This window comes from Halomonas sp. MES3-P3E (genome assembly GCF_002836035.1).
GTDB lineage: Bacteria > Pseudomonadota > Gammaproteobacteria > Pseudomonadales > Halomonadaceae > Vreelandella > Vreelandella arctica.
This window is the reverse complement of record NZ_PJBT01000191.1, coordinates 1-15,649: the sequence shown is the minus strand read 5'-3', so window position 1 is coordinate 15,649 and position 15,649 is coordinate 1. Positions and strand designations below refer to the sequence as shown.

Below are 15,649 nucleotides of genomic sequence, written 5' to 3'. Positions count from 1 at the left end.
GGCGTTCGCGCAAGGGAAGAGGACGCAAAAAATCATTCCACGACACCTGCTTGCAGCGCCTGAACATAGCGCAGAAGATCATCTGCGCGACCTTCACTGACTAGCTGCTCGGGTGTTTTATAGTCAAATGCGCTAAGCGGCTCGTTGCGAAACCAAAACAGAGCATCATGGAAATCACCATTAATATCCGCCGCTGCACCGAGCACTCGAAGTGCATCACGCAAATAACGTTGAAGTTTTTCTGCCCCTTGGGCACGTGAGATTGTCGTACGATGAACATGCGCTTGGCTGGCCAGCGTTTGGATATCAATGCTCAATGCACTGGCAAATAACTTCGGGTTAATCAACGGGTGGCGCTCTTGTCGAGCAACACCCTTTAAGTCAGCCAAAAACCGCTCGAACGAATCAGGTACCAGATACCGGTTAGGCTCATTCAATGACTCTTTTACATTGCCCACTGCCATTGGCAACCTCCTGCTACGCTTATACAGCCGATATACAACCTATATGCATCATATTTTCATCATAGCAGCTATGAAACTGGACGCTAGGGTTTCAAGCTTAAGAACTAAACTTATGGCACCATACACTTAGCCACTCCGCCCTGGCCGTGAAGGAAACATCCATTAAGGAACCTCGTGCATGTCTGCAAACTCGCTGCTCTCACAAACGCCGTTAACGCCGGGCTTTATGGTCGTGCACGCCAATCGCCTGGAAGACCTGCGCGGTTTGGCGGTGGAGTGGATGCGCCTACACCCGCTCTCGCCGCTGGAGAACGAGACTATTCTGGTGCAGAGCAACGGCATTGGGCAGTGGCTAAAGCTGGCGCTGGCGGAAGACCCGGCCCAGGGCGGTGCGGGCATAGCGGCGGCATTGAACGTCACGCTGCCCGCGCGCTTTCTATGGCAGGCCTACCGTACGGTGTTGACGCACTTAACCCACGACGAGCACGCGGTACCGGAAACGTCGCCGTTTGATCAGTCACGGTTGATATGGCGCTTATTGCGCCTGCTGCCCAGCCTTGCCGAGCAGGAAGCCTTTGCGCCGCTGGCGCGCTTTTTAGAGGTCGATCGCGACCAGCGTAAGCACTACCAACTGGCCGAGCGGCTGGCGGATCTGTTCGATCAGTATCAGGTGTATCGCGCAGACTGGCTGGACGCCTGGGCCAAGGGTAACGACGTGCTGATCACCGCCCGTGGCGAAACTCGCCCGCTGGAAGCGCACCAACTGTGGCAGCCAGCATTATGGCGCGCGCTACGCGACGATGTGGCGATGACGCAAGGCGACGCAGGCCTTAACAGCAGCCGTGCCCAGGTACACAGCCGTTTTCTGGAAGCCGCCGAACAGCTTGAAGGCCAAGCGTGCCCGCACGGATTGCCCCGGCGATTGATCATTTTCGGCATCTCGTCACTGCCGCAGCAAACCCTCGAAGCCCTGGCCGCGCTTTCACGCTGCTGCCAAATAGTGCTCTGCGTGCACAACCCCTGCCAGTACTACTGGGCGGATATCATCGAACACAAAGACCTGCTCCGCGCCAGCCGCTACCGCCAACGACGCAAGGCAGGCATGCCCGACGCCCTGGATGTGCTCGGCACCGGTGATGCCGACGACGCCTTGCACCTGCACGCCCAGCCGCTGCTGGCCGCCTGGGGCAAGCAGGGCCGCGACTACCTGCGCCTGCTCGACGAACACGACGACTCAGGCAACTACCAAACGCTCTTCGAGCAGCAGGCGCTGCGCATTGATATGTTCGAGCCCTTCAGCGGCGAAGAGCGCCACTGCCTGCTCAGCCAACTGCAGGACGATATCCGCGAGCTGCGGCCGGTAGCAGAAACCCAAACTCACTGGCCCGCGCTAGACCCGGCCAGTGACGACTCCATCGTGTTCCATATCGCCCACGGCCCCCAGCGGGAAGTGGAGATTCTTCACGACCAACTGCTGGCGGCCTTCAGCGCCGACCCGGATCTGCGCCCGCGGGATATCATCGTCATGGTGCCGGATATCGACCGCTACGCGCCGCACATTGAAGCCGTGTTCGGCCAGTACCGCTCTGCTTTCGGTGGCTATCACGTGAACGCGCGACCCGACGACCCGCGTTACATTCCCTACACACTTTCGGATCAGGCCAGCCGCCACCGCCTGCCGATGATGATCGCGCTAGAAAAACTGCTGCGCCTGCCGGAACTGCGCCTCTCGGTAAGCGATTTGCTCGACTTGCTGGAAGTCCCCGCACTGCGCGCACGCTTTGGCATCGATGAATATGACCTGCCCACCCTGAGCCGCTGGATCGAGGGTGCTGGCATTCGCTGGGGGCTCAATGCCGAGCAGCGCACCCGGCTGGACCTCCCCGAAGGCCTAACCCAGAACACCTGGGCCTTTGGCCTGCGTCGCCTGCTGCTGGGGTATACCGTAGGCAGTGCCGAGGCGTGGCAAGGCATCGAGCCATTCGACGATATTGGCGGGCTGGAAGCCTCCCTGGCAGGCCCCCTGGCAAATCTGCTGGAAAAGCTGGAAACCACCTGGGAGACCTTCTGCCAGCCCACCGACACCGCCACCTGGGTGGCTCGGCTGCGCGAACTGCTGGAAACCTACTTCCTGACCGACGACGCTCAAGAGAGCGTGATGCTCACCAAGCTGGAAACCGCGCTACAGCAGTTGCTGGACAGCACCGAAGAGGCCGCGCTTTATGATCCCCTGCCGCTCTCCATGGTGCGCGAGCACTGGCTGGGGCAAATCGACGAGCACAGTCTTTCCCAGCGCTTTCTCGCGGGGGCGGTCAACTTCGCCACGCTGATGCCGATGCGCGCCATTCCCTTCAAGCACGTATGCCTGCTGGGCATGAACGACGGCGAGTACCCGCGCTCACAGCCGCCGCTGGATTTTGACCTGATGGGCAGCGACTACCGCCCCGGCGACCGCTCGCGGCGGGAAGACGACCGTTACCTGTTTCTGGAAGCGCTGCTCTCCGCCCGCCAACAGCTCTATATCAGTTGGGTCGGCCGCAGTCAGATCGACAACAACCCCATGCCGCCCTCGGTGCTGGTCGGCCAGTTGCGCGATCACTTGGAAGCGGGCTGGCACACGCAAAAAGGCGAGCCGCTGCTGGAAGCGTTAACCACCGAGCACCCGCTGCAGCCGTTTAGCCGCCGCTACTTCTCTTCCCAGGCCAGCGACTCCCCCGCCCAGGCACGGCTATTCACCTATGCCCACGAGTGGCACGTCCTGCACACCCCCAGTGGCGAAAGCACCCAAGACGCAAAATCACCAGCGCTTAAGGCAGACAGCGAACAGCAGAGCACGCTAACCCTGGCCCAGCTAGGCAGCTTTCTACGCGACCCCGCGAAGGCATTTTTCAACACCCGCCTTGGCGTCTATTTCGAGCAGGAGGAGCTTACCCAACTGGATGTCGAGCCCTTCACCCTGGACGGGTTACAGAACTGGCAGTTGCAGGATCAATTGATCGCCGCCCAACGCCACGCCGTGGATAACGGCCAACCGCGTATGGAAGCACTGCACGCCGCACTGGAACGCTTCAAGGGTCAGGGTGTGCTGGCCGTGGGTGCCTTTGGCGAGCGGATGCGCGAAGCGCTGGCGGAACCGATGGAGGCACTGTTCGGCGCCTACGAAGAGGCGTTACAAGAGTGGCCACACGTGGTAACAGCACCACAGGAAGTGCATGTTGTTGAGAGAACTGAAGAAAAGGTAGCGCTGGAAGATTGGCTGGGGGAACTGCGCCAAGATGAAGCGGGCAACCGCTGCCGCCTGTTACTGCTCAGCAGCAGCCTGGTCAGCCAGGGGCGCGGCCGTGGTCAATACCGCTGGCAACACCTGCTACGGCCCTGGGTTGCGCATCTGGCGGGCAACAGTGAGCGCCCGATGACCACCCAACTACTCTCCAAAGCGGGCCATGTGCGGCTGGAACCACTAGAAGCCGAGAACGCCCGCTACCAGCTACAAAACTTGCTAAGCGCTTGGTGCGATGGCATGCAGGCCCCGCTACCGCTGGCGCCACAGGCCGCTTTCGCCTGGTTGGCGAAGCTAGGCACGCCGGAATCCGAACCGGAGAGCGATGCCTACGCCGCCGCAGAAACCGCCTACGAAGGGGGACGCTTCCAGACCGGCGAAGTCGCCCAAAGCGCCTACCTTTCCCACCAGTGGCCGAGCTTCGAAAGGCTATTCAAAGAGCGAGCCCTTGGTCACGGCTTCGCCACGCTAACCGAAGCGCTCTATTCGCCGCTGCATCGTGCTGTTAAAGGCTGACAAGCCTAATGGCTCTTCCAGCCCAGGGTTAACACCCGCTTCGCCAGCGAAATCATCTCCGGGTCGCCGGTGTGCTTGTCCGGCACATCGGAGAGCTTGATCACCGGCAGCCACTGCTGCCCTTCCGGACGCGCCTCGACCATCTTGATCACCATGTTCATCGGCTCGACGCCCACATCATTGGTGAAGTTGGTGCCGATGCCGAACGCCATGCCAATCCGGTCTTTGCAAAACGCGTGAATATGCTCGACCTTCTCCGGCGTCAGCGCATCGGAAAAGATAATCGTCTTGCTTAGCGGGTTGATCCCCAGGCGCTCGTAATGGGCGATAGTTTGGGAGGCGAAATCAATAGGGTCGCCGCTGTCATGGCGCACGCCATCGAACAGCTTGGCGAACTTCTTATCGAAGCTATCGAAGAAGGCCCGCGAGGTGAACGTATCGGTCAGGGCAATGCCCAGATCACCGCGATACACATCCACCCAATGCTCAAGGGCAAGGCTGTTGGCCATCTTGAAACCGAAGCGGGCGCCGTGGAACATGAACCACTCATGGGCGTGGGTGCCAATCGGCTTAACCCCATGGCGCATGGCCAGCAGCACGTTACTGGTGCCGCTGAACGCCTCGCCACCATTGTGGCAAAGTGCGCCCACCACACGGTCATGAACATCGAACGAGAAGCGCCGACGGGTGCCGAACTCGGCAATCTTCAACCCAAGACGGCGATAGAGTTCGATCTTCTCCTGGGCGCGCTGTTCGATCATCGCATCGGCCTCATGGGTGACCGACACACCACGCAGCCGATACCAAAGCTCGCTGATCAGCGCCATCAACGGCACTTCCCACAGAATGGTGCGGTACCAGGGCCCTTCGATAATCACCGAAAGGTCACTGCCCTGCTGCTCGATAATCACCTCGGCAGGGTCGTAATGAAACCCGGCCAGAAAATCGAGATAGGTAGGATCGAGATAGGGGCACGTCGTTTCGAGATAGCGCTTTTCCTCATCACTCAGGCGCAGCGTCGCCATCTGATCCACTTCGCGGCGCAGCGCAGCACCGAAACCATCAGGAAATTCGTGCTCGCCTCGATTGATAAACGCGTAGCGCGCCTGGGCATAGGGAAAGCGTTTGATCACGGCGTTCTGCATCGTGATCTTGTAAAAGTCATTATCCAGCAGCGATGTCAGCATGAGATCCCATCGTTAGAGTGAACCGAAGCCGCCGGTAGCGTAAACTCATTGCACCAAGAGTGGCTCGGCGACAAGATTATCAGGTGGCGGGGCTCTCATACAGTCTAGGAGCTGTCTTGATGCGTCTTACTCAATCACAGCGTGACACGATTCTTTCGAGCGTACGTGAGTTCATTAAGCCTTCTGTGCAAGTCCAGGTGTTTGGCTCGCGGCTGGATGATACCAAGCGGGGCGGCGATGTTGACCTGCTACTGATCTCCCAGACAGCAATACCACTACTTACCCGTGCCGAACTCAAAATGGCACTTGAAGAGCGCCTCCAACTGCCTGTGGATATAGTGGCCTATGCCTCGACGGCTGAACCCACGCCCTTCCAAGCAATCGCCTTGGCACAGTCACGCCCGATCGATAGTGAGGAAGCAGCATGAGTCATGATGTTCTCAGCGAGCAACAACGCTATCTTGCGCAACTGCTGGAAGCGATCCAACGCTGTGCTTGGTTTCTACAACAGTCACGCAACAAAATTACCTGGCCGATTGACGGTGAGTGGCTGGCAGAACACAAAAAAGATGTGGATTATTTCGAAACCCTTGCCGCCATTAATGAGCGGTTTGCCAAGCTGCAAGACTCGATAGCATCGACTATGCGGCACAGTGCTTTGCTTGCCGGTGAATCCACTGACAGCTTTCTCAAGGTACTGGCTCTATTTGAAAAGCAAGGCGTAATTAACGCGACAAGTGATTGGCAACGCTGCCGCGCCATCCGCAATATCGCGGCACATGACTACTCGACCGACTACGAACAGATAGCCGAACACTTCAATCTGCTGAACGAGCTCGCTGACATACTCTTAGTGACGTCTCAACGTCTTGTGGCCTGGAACGCTGAGCAACTCAGTATCTACCCCGCCAGCCCTGACTTTTCAGCTGAGTTTGACAGCCTTTTCTTATGAGCCAGCCTGAACCACTCAATCCACTAAGCCTCCCGCTCCACGGCAGCCGACTGATAGAGGCCAGCGCTGGTACCGGCAAAACCTTCACCATCGCGCTGCTTTACGTGCGGTTGGTACTCGGCGGGCACAGCATTGACGACGACACGGCGTTTGTACGCCCGCTCACGCCGCCGGAAATTTTAGTCGTCACCTTTACCAACGCCGCCACCCAAGAGCTACGCGAACGTATCCGCAATCGGCTGGTAGAAGCAGCAGACGTATTTCGAGCTGAGGATGTAGAAAGAGGGGCGCCGGGGGCAAGCCGTAGTGGAGGTCATTCAACAGGGCCGGAAAATGTTCCCGACGATTCCGGCATTCCCGCCATCCATGGCGGTCAGATGTCTCAAGTAGCGCCCACGGATGGGTTCACAGCGCCTCCACGTAGGCTTGCCGCCGGGGAAGCCCCGGTTCCACTAGATCCGTTACTCCTAGAACTCCGCGACCAATACGACCCCGCCACCTGGCCCGCCTGCTCACGGCGCTTGGCGCTGGCCGCGGAATGGATGGACGAAGCCGCGGTGTCCACCATCCACAGCTGGTGCTACCGCATGCTGCGCGAACACGCCTTCGACAGCGGCAGCCTGTTCTCCCTCAACCTGGAAAACGACCAGCGCGAACTGGAACAGGAAGTGGTGCGCGACTACTGGCGCAGCTTCTACTACCCGCTGGACAGCAACGCCCTCGGCATTGTCACCCGCTACTGGAAATCACCGGACGACCTTCACGTTCCGCTACAACGGCTACTGCCAGAAAGCGAAGCGCTGGGCGGCGAAAAACCCCAACCCAGCGAGACCCTGGCCGCCACCCAGGCCGAACGCACCGCCCAGCTCAACGAGCTCAAAGCCCCCTGGGCCGCCTGGCTGGACGAACTGGTGCCCGCCCTGGAAGACGCCGCCACGCGCAAAGCCTTCAAAGGCCAAAGCTTCAACGCCAAAAGCCGCGCCAACTGGCTAGGCGCACTGCGCGAGTGGTGCGATACAGATGCCGACCGCCCTGCGCTCACCGACGCCGCCTGGAAACGCATGACGCCCGTCGGCATGGCCGATATCTGGAAAGACGGTGCACCGCCCTGCCCGCAAGCATGGGAAGCGCTGGCACAGCTCCAGCAAGCGCTGGATGCCCTGCCCGAGCCCCGCAACGACCTGCTGATTCACGCCGTACAGTGGTGTCGCGCCCGGTTAGAGCGCGAACAGGAACGCCGCGCCGAGATGGGCCCCAATGACCTGCTCACCCATCTGGATCGCGCCCTGAAAGGCCCCAACAAAGAAGCGCTGGCCGCGCAGATCCAGCGCCAGTTCCCCGTGGCACTGATCGACGAGTTTCAGGATACCGACCCGATCCAGTACCGCATTTTCAACGCCGTGTATGACGTCGCAACGCCCCGGCGCGACAGCGCCATCCTGCTGATTGGCGACCCCAAGCAGGCGATCTACGCCTTTCGCGGCGCGGATATCTTCACCTACCTGCAGGCCCGGTACGACACCGATGGCCGCCACGTCACGCTGGGCACCAACTTCCGTTCCAGCCGCGCCATGGTGGCGGCGGTCAACCACTGTTTCAGCTACGCCGACCAACACGATGCCGGCGCTTTCCTGTTCCGTGCCGATGGCGGCGACAACCCGCTGCCGTTCAACCCCGTCAACGCCAAAGGCACCAAGGAAACGCTGGTACTCAACGGCCAACCGCTACCCGCGATGACCCTGTGGCCACTGGAAAGCGACGAGCCGCTCTCCAAAACCGCCTACCAAACGGAGATGGCCGAGCGCTGCGCTTCGCACATGACAATGCTTGTGGAAGCAGGCCGCCAAAAGCAAGCAGGCTTTGCAAAGGGCGCTGGTGGCGATGACGATAACGGAGAGCAATCACTCACTCCGCTGGCTCCCTCAGACATGGCCGTACTGGTCAACGGCCTGCAGGAAGCGCGAGCGATTCGACTGGCGCTGGCCAGCCGGGGCATCAAGAGCGTCTACCTTTCCGATCACGACAAGGTGTTCAGCTCCCCCATCGCTCCGCAGCTAGCCATTTGGCTGCGCGCCTGCGCCGAGCCCCAGGCCAACTCGCGCCAAGCAGAAGCCAAGCTGCGCGCCGCCCTGGCAACCCCGGTACTTGGGCTGAGCCTTGAAGCACTCGACCACCTCAACCAGAGCGAGCTGGCCTGGGAAGCGCGGGTCGAGCAGTTCAGCGACTACCACCGCCTGTGGCAACGCCAAGGCGTGCTGCCGCTGGTGCGCCGATTGATGGTCGATTTTGATATCGCCGCACGACTGCTGGGCGAGTTCGCCGAGGGTGAGCGTTTGCTAACCGACCTGCTCCACCTGGGCGAAATGCTGCAGCACGCCAGCCAGGAACTGGACGGCGAACACGCGCTGATTCGCTTTCTGGCCGAGGCCATTGCCGACCCGGATAGCCACGGCGACAGCCACAAGCTGCGCCTGGAGAGCGACGCCGATCTGGTCAAGGTAGTGACCATTCACAAATCCAAGGGGCTGGAGTACCCGCTGGTGTTCCTGCCGTTTATCGCCAACCACCGCCCGGTCAGCGACACCGACCTACCGCTGCGCTGGCACGACAGCGACGGCACACTGCAACTCAGCCTGAGCGCCGATGAAGCTACGCTTACCACCGCCGACCGCGAACGCCTGGGTGAAGACCTGCGCAAGCTCTACGTCGCGCTCACCCGCGCCCGTCACGCCACTTGGCTGGGGCTGGCGCCGCTAAAAGGCAGCGAGAACAGCGCCATCGGCCACTTGATCAACGGCGGCAAGGCCATCGCCCCCAGCGCGTTTACCCACGCGCTAGGCGAACTGGTGAAAGGCAGCGATATCGCGCTAAGCGCCGCCCCGGACCCCACCGCGCTGCGCTTCACCCCGGCGCCGGAGCAGCAGGCACTGGGCCACGCCCGCACCCCGCTGCGCCCCGCCCGTGAACAGTGGTGGATCGCCAGCTACTCGGCGCTGCGCACCTCCGGGGCAGTCTCAGAAGCGATGCCAGGGGCGGCGCAGCCAACGCCCACACCGGAACCCACCACGCCCCAGGAAGCCACCACCCTGGAAGTGCTGGATGAACCCCACGACAACGCCATCAACACCGAAGCATTTCACCTGCACCGGTTTCCGCGAGGCCCAGGCCCCGGCACCTTCCTGCATGGATTGCTGGAGTGGGCGGGCCAGCTAGGCTTCAACAAAGCGCTAGAAGACCCCGCCGCCAGAGAAGACATGCTGCGGCGGCGCGTGCAACTGCGCGGCTGGCAGGCATGGCACGACACCCTGGCGGGCTGGCTGGAAGAACTGCTCGCCACACCGCTTCCCCTGCCTCACTCACTGTCACAGGCCCCGTCCCAGTCCCTGACAGAGCCCAGCGAAGGCAGCCAAGTGGCGCTATGTGAACTCGAAAGTTATCAGGTGGAACTGGAGTTCTGGTTTGCCGCGCACCAGGTACAAACGCGCAAGCTGGATGAGCTGGTCAGTGACCACTTACTGCCAGGGGTATCACGCCCCGTACTGGATGCCGACACCCTCAACGGCATGCTCAAGGGCTTTATCGACCTCGCCTTTGAGCATGAAGGCCGCTTCTACGTGCTCGACTGGAAGTCCAACTACCTGGGCAGCGACGACAGCGCCTACACCACTGACGCCCTGCGCGATGCCATGCTCGAAAAACGCTACGACCTGCAAGCGGCGCTGTATATGCTCGCTCTCCACCGGCTATTGAAAGCGCGCCTGCCCGACTACGACCCGCACCAACACCTGGGCGGCTCGATGACGGTATTTCTACGCGGCAGCCGCACCACCGCCCGCGGCGTACACGCCGTGCCCGCGCCGGTCGCGCTGATCGAAGCGCTGGATGCACTCTTTACAGGCTCATCAACAGCGTCAGCAGCAAGCAACCAGGAGGCACTGGCATGAGTAAGCGAGACACGGCTTCCAAGAACGAGTCCATGAATCTTGACCTGTTCGCCGATGACGCGCCGCCCGCTGCACCTGATTCAACCGCATCGGTAACACCACCGACAGAATCAGCCGCCAGTGCTACCCAGCCGCACCCCGCGCTAAGCGACACCACCGCGCTATTCCTACTGTGTGAGCGGTGGGTTTCTCGTGGCTGGCTACGGGATCTGGATCTGGCCCTGGTGCGCTTTCTCGACCGCGAAACCCAAAACGCCCCGCCGCTGCTGTTGCTGGGTGCGGCGTTGGCCAGTCATCAGCTAGGCCGCGGCCATGTGTGCTTGGATATAGCCGCCACCCTGGAAGCCCCGGATTTTGCGCTTTCGCTACCGCCGGAAGGCGACGACCTGAACGACCCGCCGCCGCTACCCAGCCATGTGCTGGCCACGCTAACGCTGCCCGAGTGGCAAGCCGCACTTAATCACCCCACGCTGATCAGCGACGGCCCCGGCAATACGCCGCTGGTGGTAAGCCACAGCATCAACACCAGCAAACTCTACCTGCGCCGCTACTGGCAGTTCGAGCAAACCCTGCACCAAGAAATTGCCGCTCGGCTTAGCGTGGATAGCCCTAAGTATAAATCAGAGGAATCACCGCTACTCAAAAGCGCGCTGGATGCGTTATTCCCCGCTACCGGTACCCTGGATTGGCAAAAAACCGCCTGCGCCCTCGCCGCCCGCAGCCCCTTTGCGATCATCACCGGCGGCCCCGGCACCGGCAAAACCACCACCGTGGTGCGCCTGCTGGCCCTGCTACAAACCCTGCAACTGGCCCAGCCCAACGCCCACCCGCTGCGCATTCGCCTAGCCGCCCCCACAGGTAAAGCCGCCGCACGGCTTAATGAATCCATTGCCGGGCAGGTGAAAGACTTACCCCTTAGCGGGTTGGAATCTTTATTAGCTGAGCAATCAGCCAACTCCACATCGAACGCAATAGAAATTCCGACGGAAGTGACCACGATCCACAGACTACTTGGCGCCCGCGCCGACACCCGCCACTTCCGCCATAACGCCGCCAACCCGTTGGCGCTGGATGTGCTGGTGGTAGATGAAGCCTCGATGGTGGATATCGAAATGATGACGGCGCTGCTCAGCGCCCTGCCCACCAGCGCCAAGCTGGTGCTGCTGGGGGATAAAGACCAGTTGGCATCCGTGGAAGCAGGCGCCGTGCTGGGCGACCTATGCCGCCGTGCCGACGCCGCCCACTACACACCCGCCACGGCGCAGTGGCTGGCCGAACTCACCGACCACCCGCTGCCAGAGGCATTAATCGACCCGGACGGCCAGCCGCTAGACCAAGCCATTACCATGCTGCGGGTAAGCCACCGCTTTACTGAAACAAGCGGCATCGGCCAGCTCGCCCAGGCGATTAACCAGCCGCTAAATGAGGCATTGGGGGAACGGGATAAACACCAAGCCGTGCATGGCGTACTGAATAACGGCTACGCCGACCTGCACCACTTGGTGTTGAAGCCCGACGCACAAAACGAAGACAGCGCCCTGGAGCGCCTGGTGATCACCGGCAGCCCGGAACGATTTCCCAACGCAGGCGAAGGCCGCACCAATTTCAAGGGCGAGCCAATGGCACCGCCCACCGGCTACCAGCACTACCTGAATACCCTAGCGAGTGAACGGCCTGATACCACCTTGGCATTTGAAGAGAACGGTAAAGCTTATGATGCCTGGGCGAAGGAAGTACTTAAGGCTTACAGCCGCTTTCAGCTGCTGTGCGCGCTACGCAAAGGCCCCTGGGGAGTAGAAGGCTTAAACCTGCGCATCGCCAAAACATTGCGCCGTGAAAAGCTGCTGTTCGGCAACGACCACACGCTAGAGAAAGGCTGGTTCGAAGGCCGCCCGGTTCTGGTCACCCAAAATGACTACGGCCTAAAACTGATGAACGGCGATATCGGCATCACCATGGCGGTGCCTGATCCCCGCTCTTCATCAGGAGCACCAGGAAGAACGCTATTAAGAGTCGCCTTTCCGACCAGTGACCCAGACAACCCAATTCACTGGGTACTGCCTTCCCGCCTACACGCGGTAGAAACCGTGTTCGCGATGACGGTACACAAATCCCAAGGCTCGGAGTTTCAGCACACCGCTCTGCTGCTACCGCAAACGCCCAACCCCATCCTCACCCGCGAGCTGGTGTACACCGGCATCACCCGCGCCCGCGAATGGCTGACGCTGATCGAAGCCAAACGCGGGATATTGAATGATGCGGTGGCTAGGGAGGTGATGAGGGTGAGTGAGGTGGAGGGGATTTAACACCTAAATCAGGTGCGCCGTAGGTGTCACCTGGATTTTCTTGTTACACGTCGTATGCTCATTGTTTATGGTGCTTATAAAGACTCTCAGGAACGAAAAAAATATTCCTTTTAGCTCGAGTGCATGCAACGTAAAATTTATTCTTTGTTTGCGGAGCTAATTCATGCAGTTTACATTTTTTATAATGCTGCAACGTTGTAGCGTTTAGAACGACACATACATCTAAAAAGCAATCAAGCCCTTTAGTTGCACCCCAGTTCTCTGTGAATCCATTGTATCGCTTACTATCCCTAAAGAATAATTTCACGATATCTTCATCGAAATAGATTTCTTCAGCTAAAGTCGCAGACTGTACAAACTGAATTATTGTTTCATCATCCCTATGGGATTCAATTTGTATTCCTGTATTCTGATAGACAAAACTACAAGTGGTTGGACTGCAACGATAGCTATGCGATAGTAAATCTGTATCTAATGCATATCCAGCTTGAGTCAGCTTTCTTGTATAAGTATCAATATTTTTATGGATGTTTGAATTGACGTTCCCATCTCGGCTGGTGTCGAAAGTGTGTTGGAAAAAATCACCAACTAAAAGCAAACTTTCGATTTTTGGGGAAAGTTTACATATAAAATTGAAATCGTGGCCGCCAAAGTCCTGAACTTCATCAAAACATACTAAATCAAAATATTTTTCTACCCGCTCTGAAACCTCTTTCATCATGTTGCACTGATCAAGTAGCTTAGCAATTCTGTTGTGGTAGAGCCTGCCATGGCCATCTAAATAAAATTTAGGACTGCTTCTCTTTAACTTGAGCGTGAATGCAGGCGGAATGTTCCAGTTTATTCCTTTTGATTTGATTTTATTGCCTAGCAATGGTTTAAAGCAAAATGCATAAATAAAATTGAAGTAGGTTTTTACTCTTACACCTAAGGGTATGAAGCCAACCTTGTCAATTATTCTTGACTTTATATTTTTATAGTTATTATCTGTATAGGTTACTATTAACGCACGAGAATCTTCACTAATATTATCGATTATATGACTGGTTTTTCCTGATCCAGCAACGGCTAAAACTACTCGTTTATCCATTCTATAGCTCGAGTTAAGTAAGTTGGTGAGATTAGTTCGCCTGCTTTTTTATCTAGCAATTCAAAAGCACAATCCGCTTTGTTTTTTAGCATAAATTCTAAAGCAGTGAGAGTTCTTCTTCCTGGAAGGAAAAGCTCATCACAAATACCTTTATTATCTTGGTAAAAACAAATCTCAAAAGTACTTTTATCGTTATCTTCTTCATAAAATACGCTTATATTGTCATTTAAATAATCATTGTAGTTTTGGGCGCAATTATTCTCATAGTCACCATCATTATCCCTGACGACTGCAACACGAATATTCAAAAGTTTTGCTAAATCAAGATAGCGCTTAAAGCTTGTTCCGCCAACAGAAATTATATGAACATCATCATCTTCTAAAGTCCTTTCTGTGACTGACTCATATAACGCACCAATTAGAATGTATTCTGCATCGCCTTCAACCAGAATAACTTTCGAAGACAATATAAATTCAAGAATATTGTTATCTGGTGCCTTCATAAAAAATTTGGCAGTATCTTCAGGTAAAGCCTCGAGGGTTATAGGGCTTGCACTATTGCTATTGAGTAAGATTGTGTTTCTTAAATCAAGTCTTGTGCTAATCAAGCTGTTATGAGTTGCAATAAATATTTGTTTTGCTTCTGAATTTGAAATTCTATTTATCAGCTTTTTCATATTTGTATGGCTCAAATGGTTTTCTGGCTCTTCAAGCAAAAGTGCATCTATGCTTTGTCCATCACCATTTCTAGTAAGTGCGAATTCTGTTTTTATGAAGCACTGCCGTCCTTTTCCTCTATTCTCAAGAGCAATGTCATCTTCAGTGATTGTTAGATCTGCTTCAAGATTTGATTTACTCCCTGTTCTTACTGAAAACTGATATTTATCGATATCTTTATTGATTATCTCCAAAGCTTCTTCAACAAATTTCTTCTTTTGAAGCCTATACTCATTTCTCAGTGTAATTCTCTGGTTTTGCTCTGCAAGAGATTCATAAACAGTTTTTATATATTCTCTTGTTGCATATTCACTATTAATCTGAGAGCTGTCAATTGACAAATGCCTTAAAAATTTTCGATACCCTGAGTAAGCTTCACCAGAAAATGTACTGAATTTCACACTGTAGTATTCGAATGGAAAGTTGCTTTCGTCCTGAGCAAGTACATCACGAATCTCACTACCTAATTCTTCAATAGGTTCACAAACTAATTTAAGGCCATCTGAATCTACATTATCAGTATTATTTCTTCCATTCAAATCAGGATTATCTTGTTCATTGAGAAATATCTCTACATGGAGTATTGGTAAGTCACTTTCCTTTTTATCACCAGATAGAAATTCTTTGACTGCATCTGTATTGAAGATACTTTCCAATCCAATAGACTCAACTTTATTTTTACTACCGCCAAGCACTAACTCTATAGCAGTTAGAATTGTACTTTTACCTGCTTCGTTATCACCTATTAATATATTTTTTTCTTCATGGAAATTGACTTCACTACTTCTGAACTTTTTGAAGTTTTTTAGTTTTATCTTTTTAATTTGTTTCATGAAATACTACCTATGAATGCTAGAGATGTGATGAATGACGTGTAACGCTTAAATCAGGTGCGCCGTAGGCGTCATCTGAATTTACTTGTTATGTTTAATTCCCAGACCGTTCAATAAAATCATTTATAGATTTGATTTTTTCTTTCAATTCTGGTGTGTAAATTACGTTATTATGACAATTATCTACGTATGCTCTGGCTACTTTTACTTTGTTGGCTGTTCTCGTTTTATCATCCTTCTTTATTTTGTATTTTAGAAGGTTAGACCATCTCCCTATATCTTCTATCTTGTAAAAGTGACCATGAGCACTAGCAATAGAATTTTCTAAAGTTTCAACATCTAGGTAGTTCTCTATTTCTC

The 15,649-nt window shown here is 55.7% G+C and carries 10 protein-coding genes; 5 read left to right on the top strand and 5 right to left on the bottom strand.

Annotated elements, in window-relative coordinates:
- Nucleotides 1-32: 32 nt before the first annotated feature.
- Nucleotides 33-464 carry a DUF2384 domain-containing protein gene (locus tag CXF87_RS18945; RefSeq protein WP_101147783.1) on the bottom strand — a complete coding sequence of 144 codons (432 nt, stop codon included), beginning with the start codon at nt 462-464 and terminating at the stop codon, nt 33-35.
- A 178-nt stretch (nt 465-642) separates the two neighbouring features.
- On the opposite strand from CXF87_RS18945, the gene recC reads away from it, so the two are divergent.
- Nucleotides 643-4,260 carry an exodeoxyribonuclease V subunit gamma gene (gene recC, locus CXF87_RS18940; RefSeq protein WP_101147782.1) on the top strand — a complete coding sequence of 1,206 codons (3,618 nt, stop codon included), beginning with the start codon at nt 643-645 and terminating at the stop codon, nt 4,258-4,260.
- A gap of 5 nt (nt 4,261-4,265) precedes the next feature.
- On the opposite strand, the gene pncB is transcribed toward recC, so the two are convergent.
- The gene (pncB, locus tag CXF87_RS18935) at nt 4,266-5,447 is read right to left on the bottom strand and encodes a nicotinate phosphoribosyltransferase (protein WP_008958936.1); all 1,182 of its coding nucleotides are present in this window, start codon (nt 5,445-5,447) and stop codon (nt 4,266-4,268) included.
- A gap of 119 nt (nt 5,448-5,566) precedes the next feature.
- On the opposite strand from pncB, the gene CXF87_RS18930 reads away from it, so the two are divergent.
- From CXF87_RS18930 to recD, 4 genes are read left to right on the top strand one after another with little or no spacing between them, the layout of a single operon-like run.
- The gene (locus CXF87_RS18930) at nt 5,567-5,875 is read left to right on the top strand and encodes a nucleotidyltransferase domain-containing protein (protein WP_008958935.1); all 309 of its coding nucleotides are present in this window, start codon (nt 5,567-5,569) and stop codon (nt 5,873-5,875) included.
- Nucleotides 5,872-6,399, top strand: a complete 528-nt coding sequence (locus tag CXF87_RS18925; RefSeq protein WP_101147781.1) for a hypothetical protein — start codon at nt 5,872-5,874, stop codon at nt 6,397-6,399. Before CXF87_RS18930 ends, CXF87_RS18925 begins: the two co-directional genes overlap by 4 nt.
- Nucleotides 6,396-10,343: an exodeoxyribonuclease V subunit beta gene (gene recB, locus CXF87_RS18920; RefSeq protein WP_101147780.1), complete on the top strand. Its 3,948-nt coding sequence runs from the start codon at nt 6,396-6,398 to the stop codon at nt 10,341-10,343. The genes CXF87_RS18925 and recB overlap by 4 nt, the downstream gene beginning before the upstream one ends.
- Nucleotides 10,344-10,375: 32 nt before the next feature.
- Nucleotides 10,376-12,649, top strand: coding sequence for an exodeoxyribonuclease V subunit alpha (gene recD, locus CXF87_RS18915; protein ID WP_101147908.1), 2,274 nt, complete (start codon nt 10,376-10,378; stop codon nt 12,647-12,649).
- A gap of 58 nt (nt 12,650-12,707) precedes the next feature.
- On the opposite strand, the gene CXF87_RS18910 is transcribed toward recD, so the two are convergent.
- The 3 genes from CXF87_RS18910 to CXF87_RS22195 all read right to left on the bottom strand — a co-directional run.
- Nucleotides 12,708-13,739, bottom strand: a complete 1,032-nt coding sequence (locus CXF87_RS18910) for a DNA helicase UvrD (protein ID WP_101147779.1) — start codon at nt 13,737-13,739, stop codon at nt 12,708-12,710.
- Nucleotides 13,724-15,289 carry an ATP-dependent nuclease gene (locus tag CXF87_RS18905; RefSeq protein WP_101147778.1) on the bottom strand — a complete coding sequence of 522 codons (1,566 nt, stop codon included), beginning with the start codon at nt 15,287-15,289 and terminating at the stop codon, nt 13,724-13,726. The genes CXF87_RS18910 and CXF87_RS18905 overlap by 16 nt, the downstream gene beginning before the upstream one ends.
- Before the next feature lie 94 nt (nt 15,290-15,383).
- Nucleotides 15,384-15,649, bottom strand: a 266-nt coding sequence (locus CXF87_RS22195; protein WP_232774966.1) for a hypothetical protein, incomplete at its 5' end; no start/stop codon positions are given.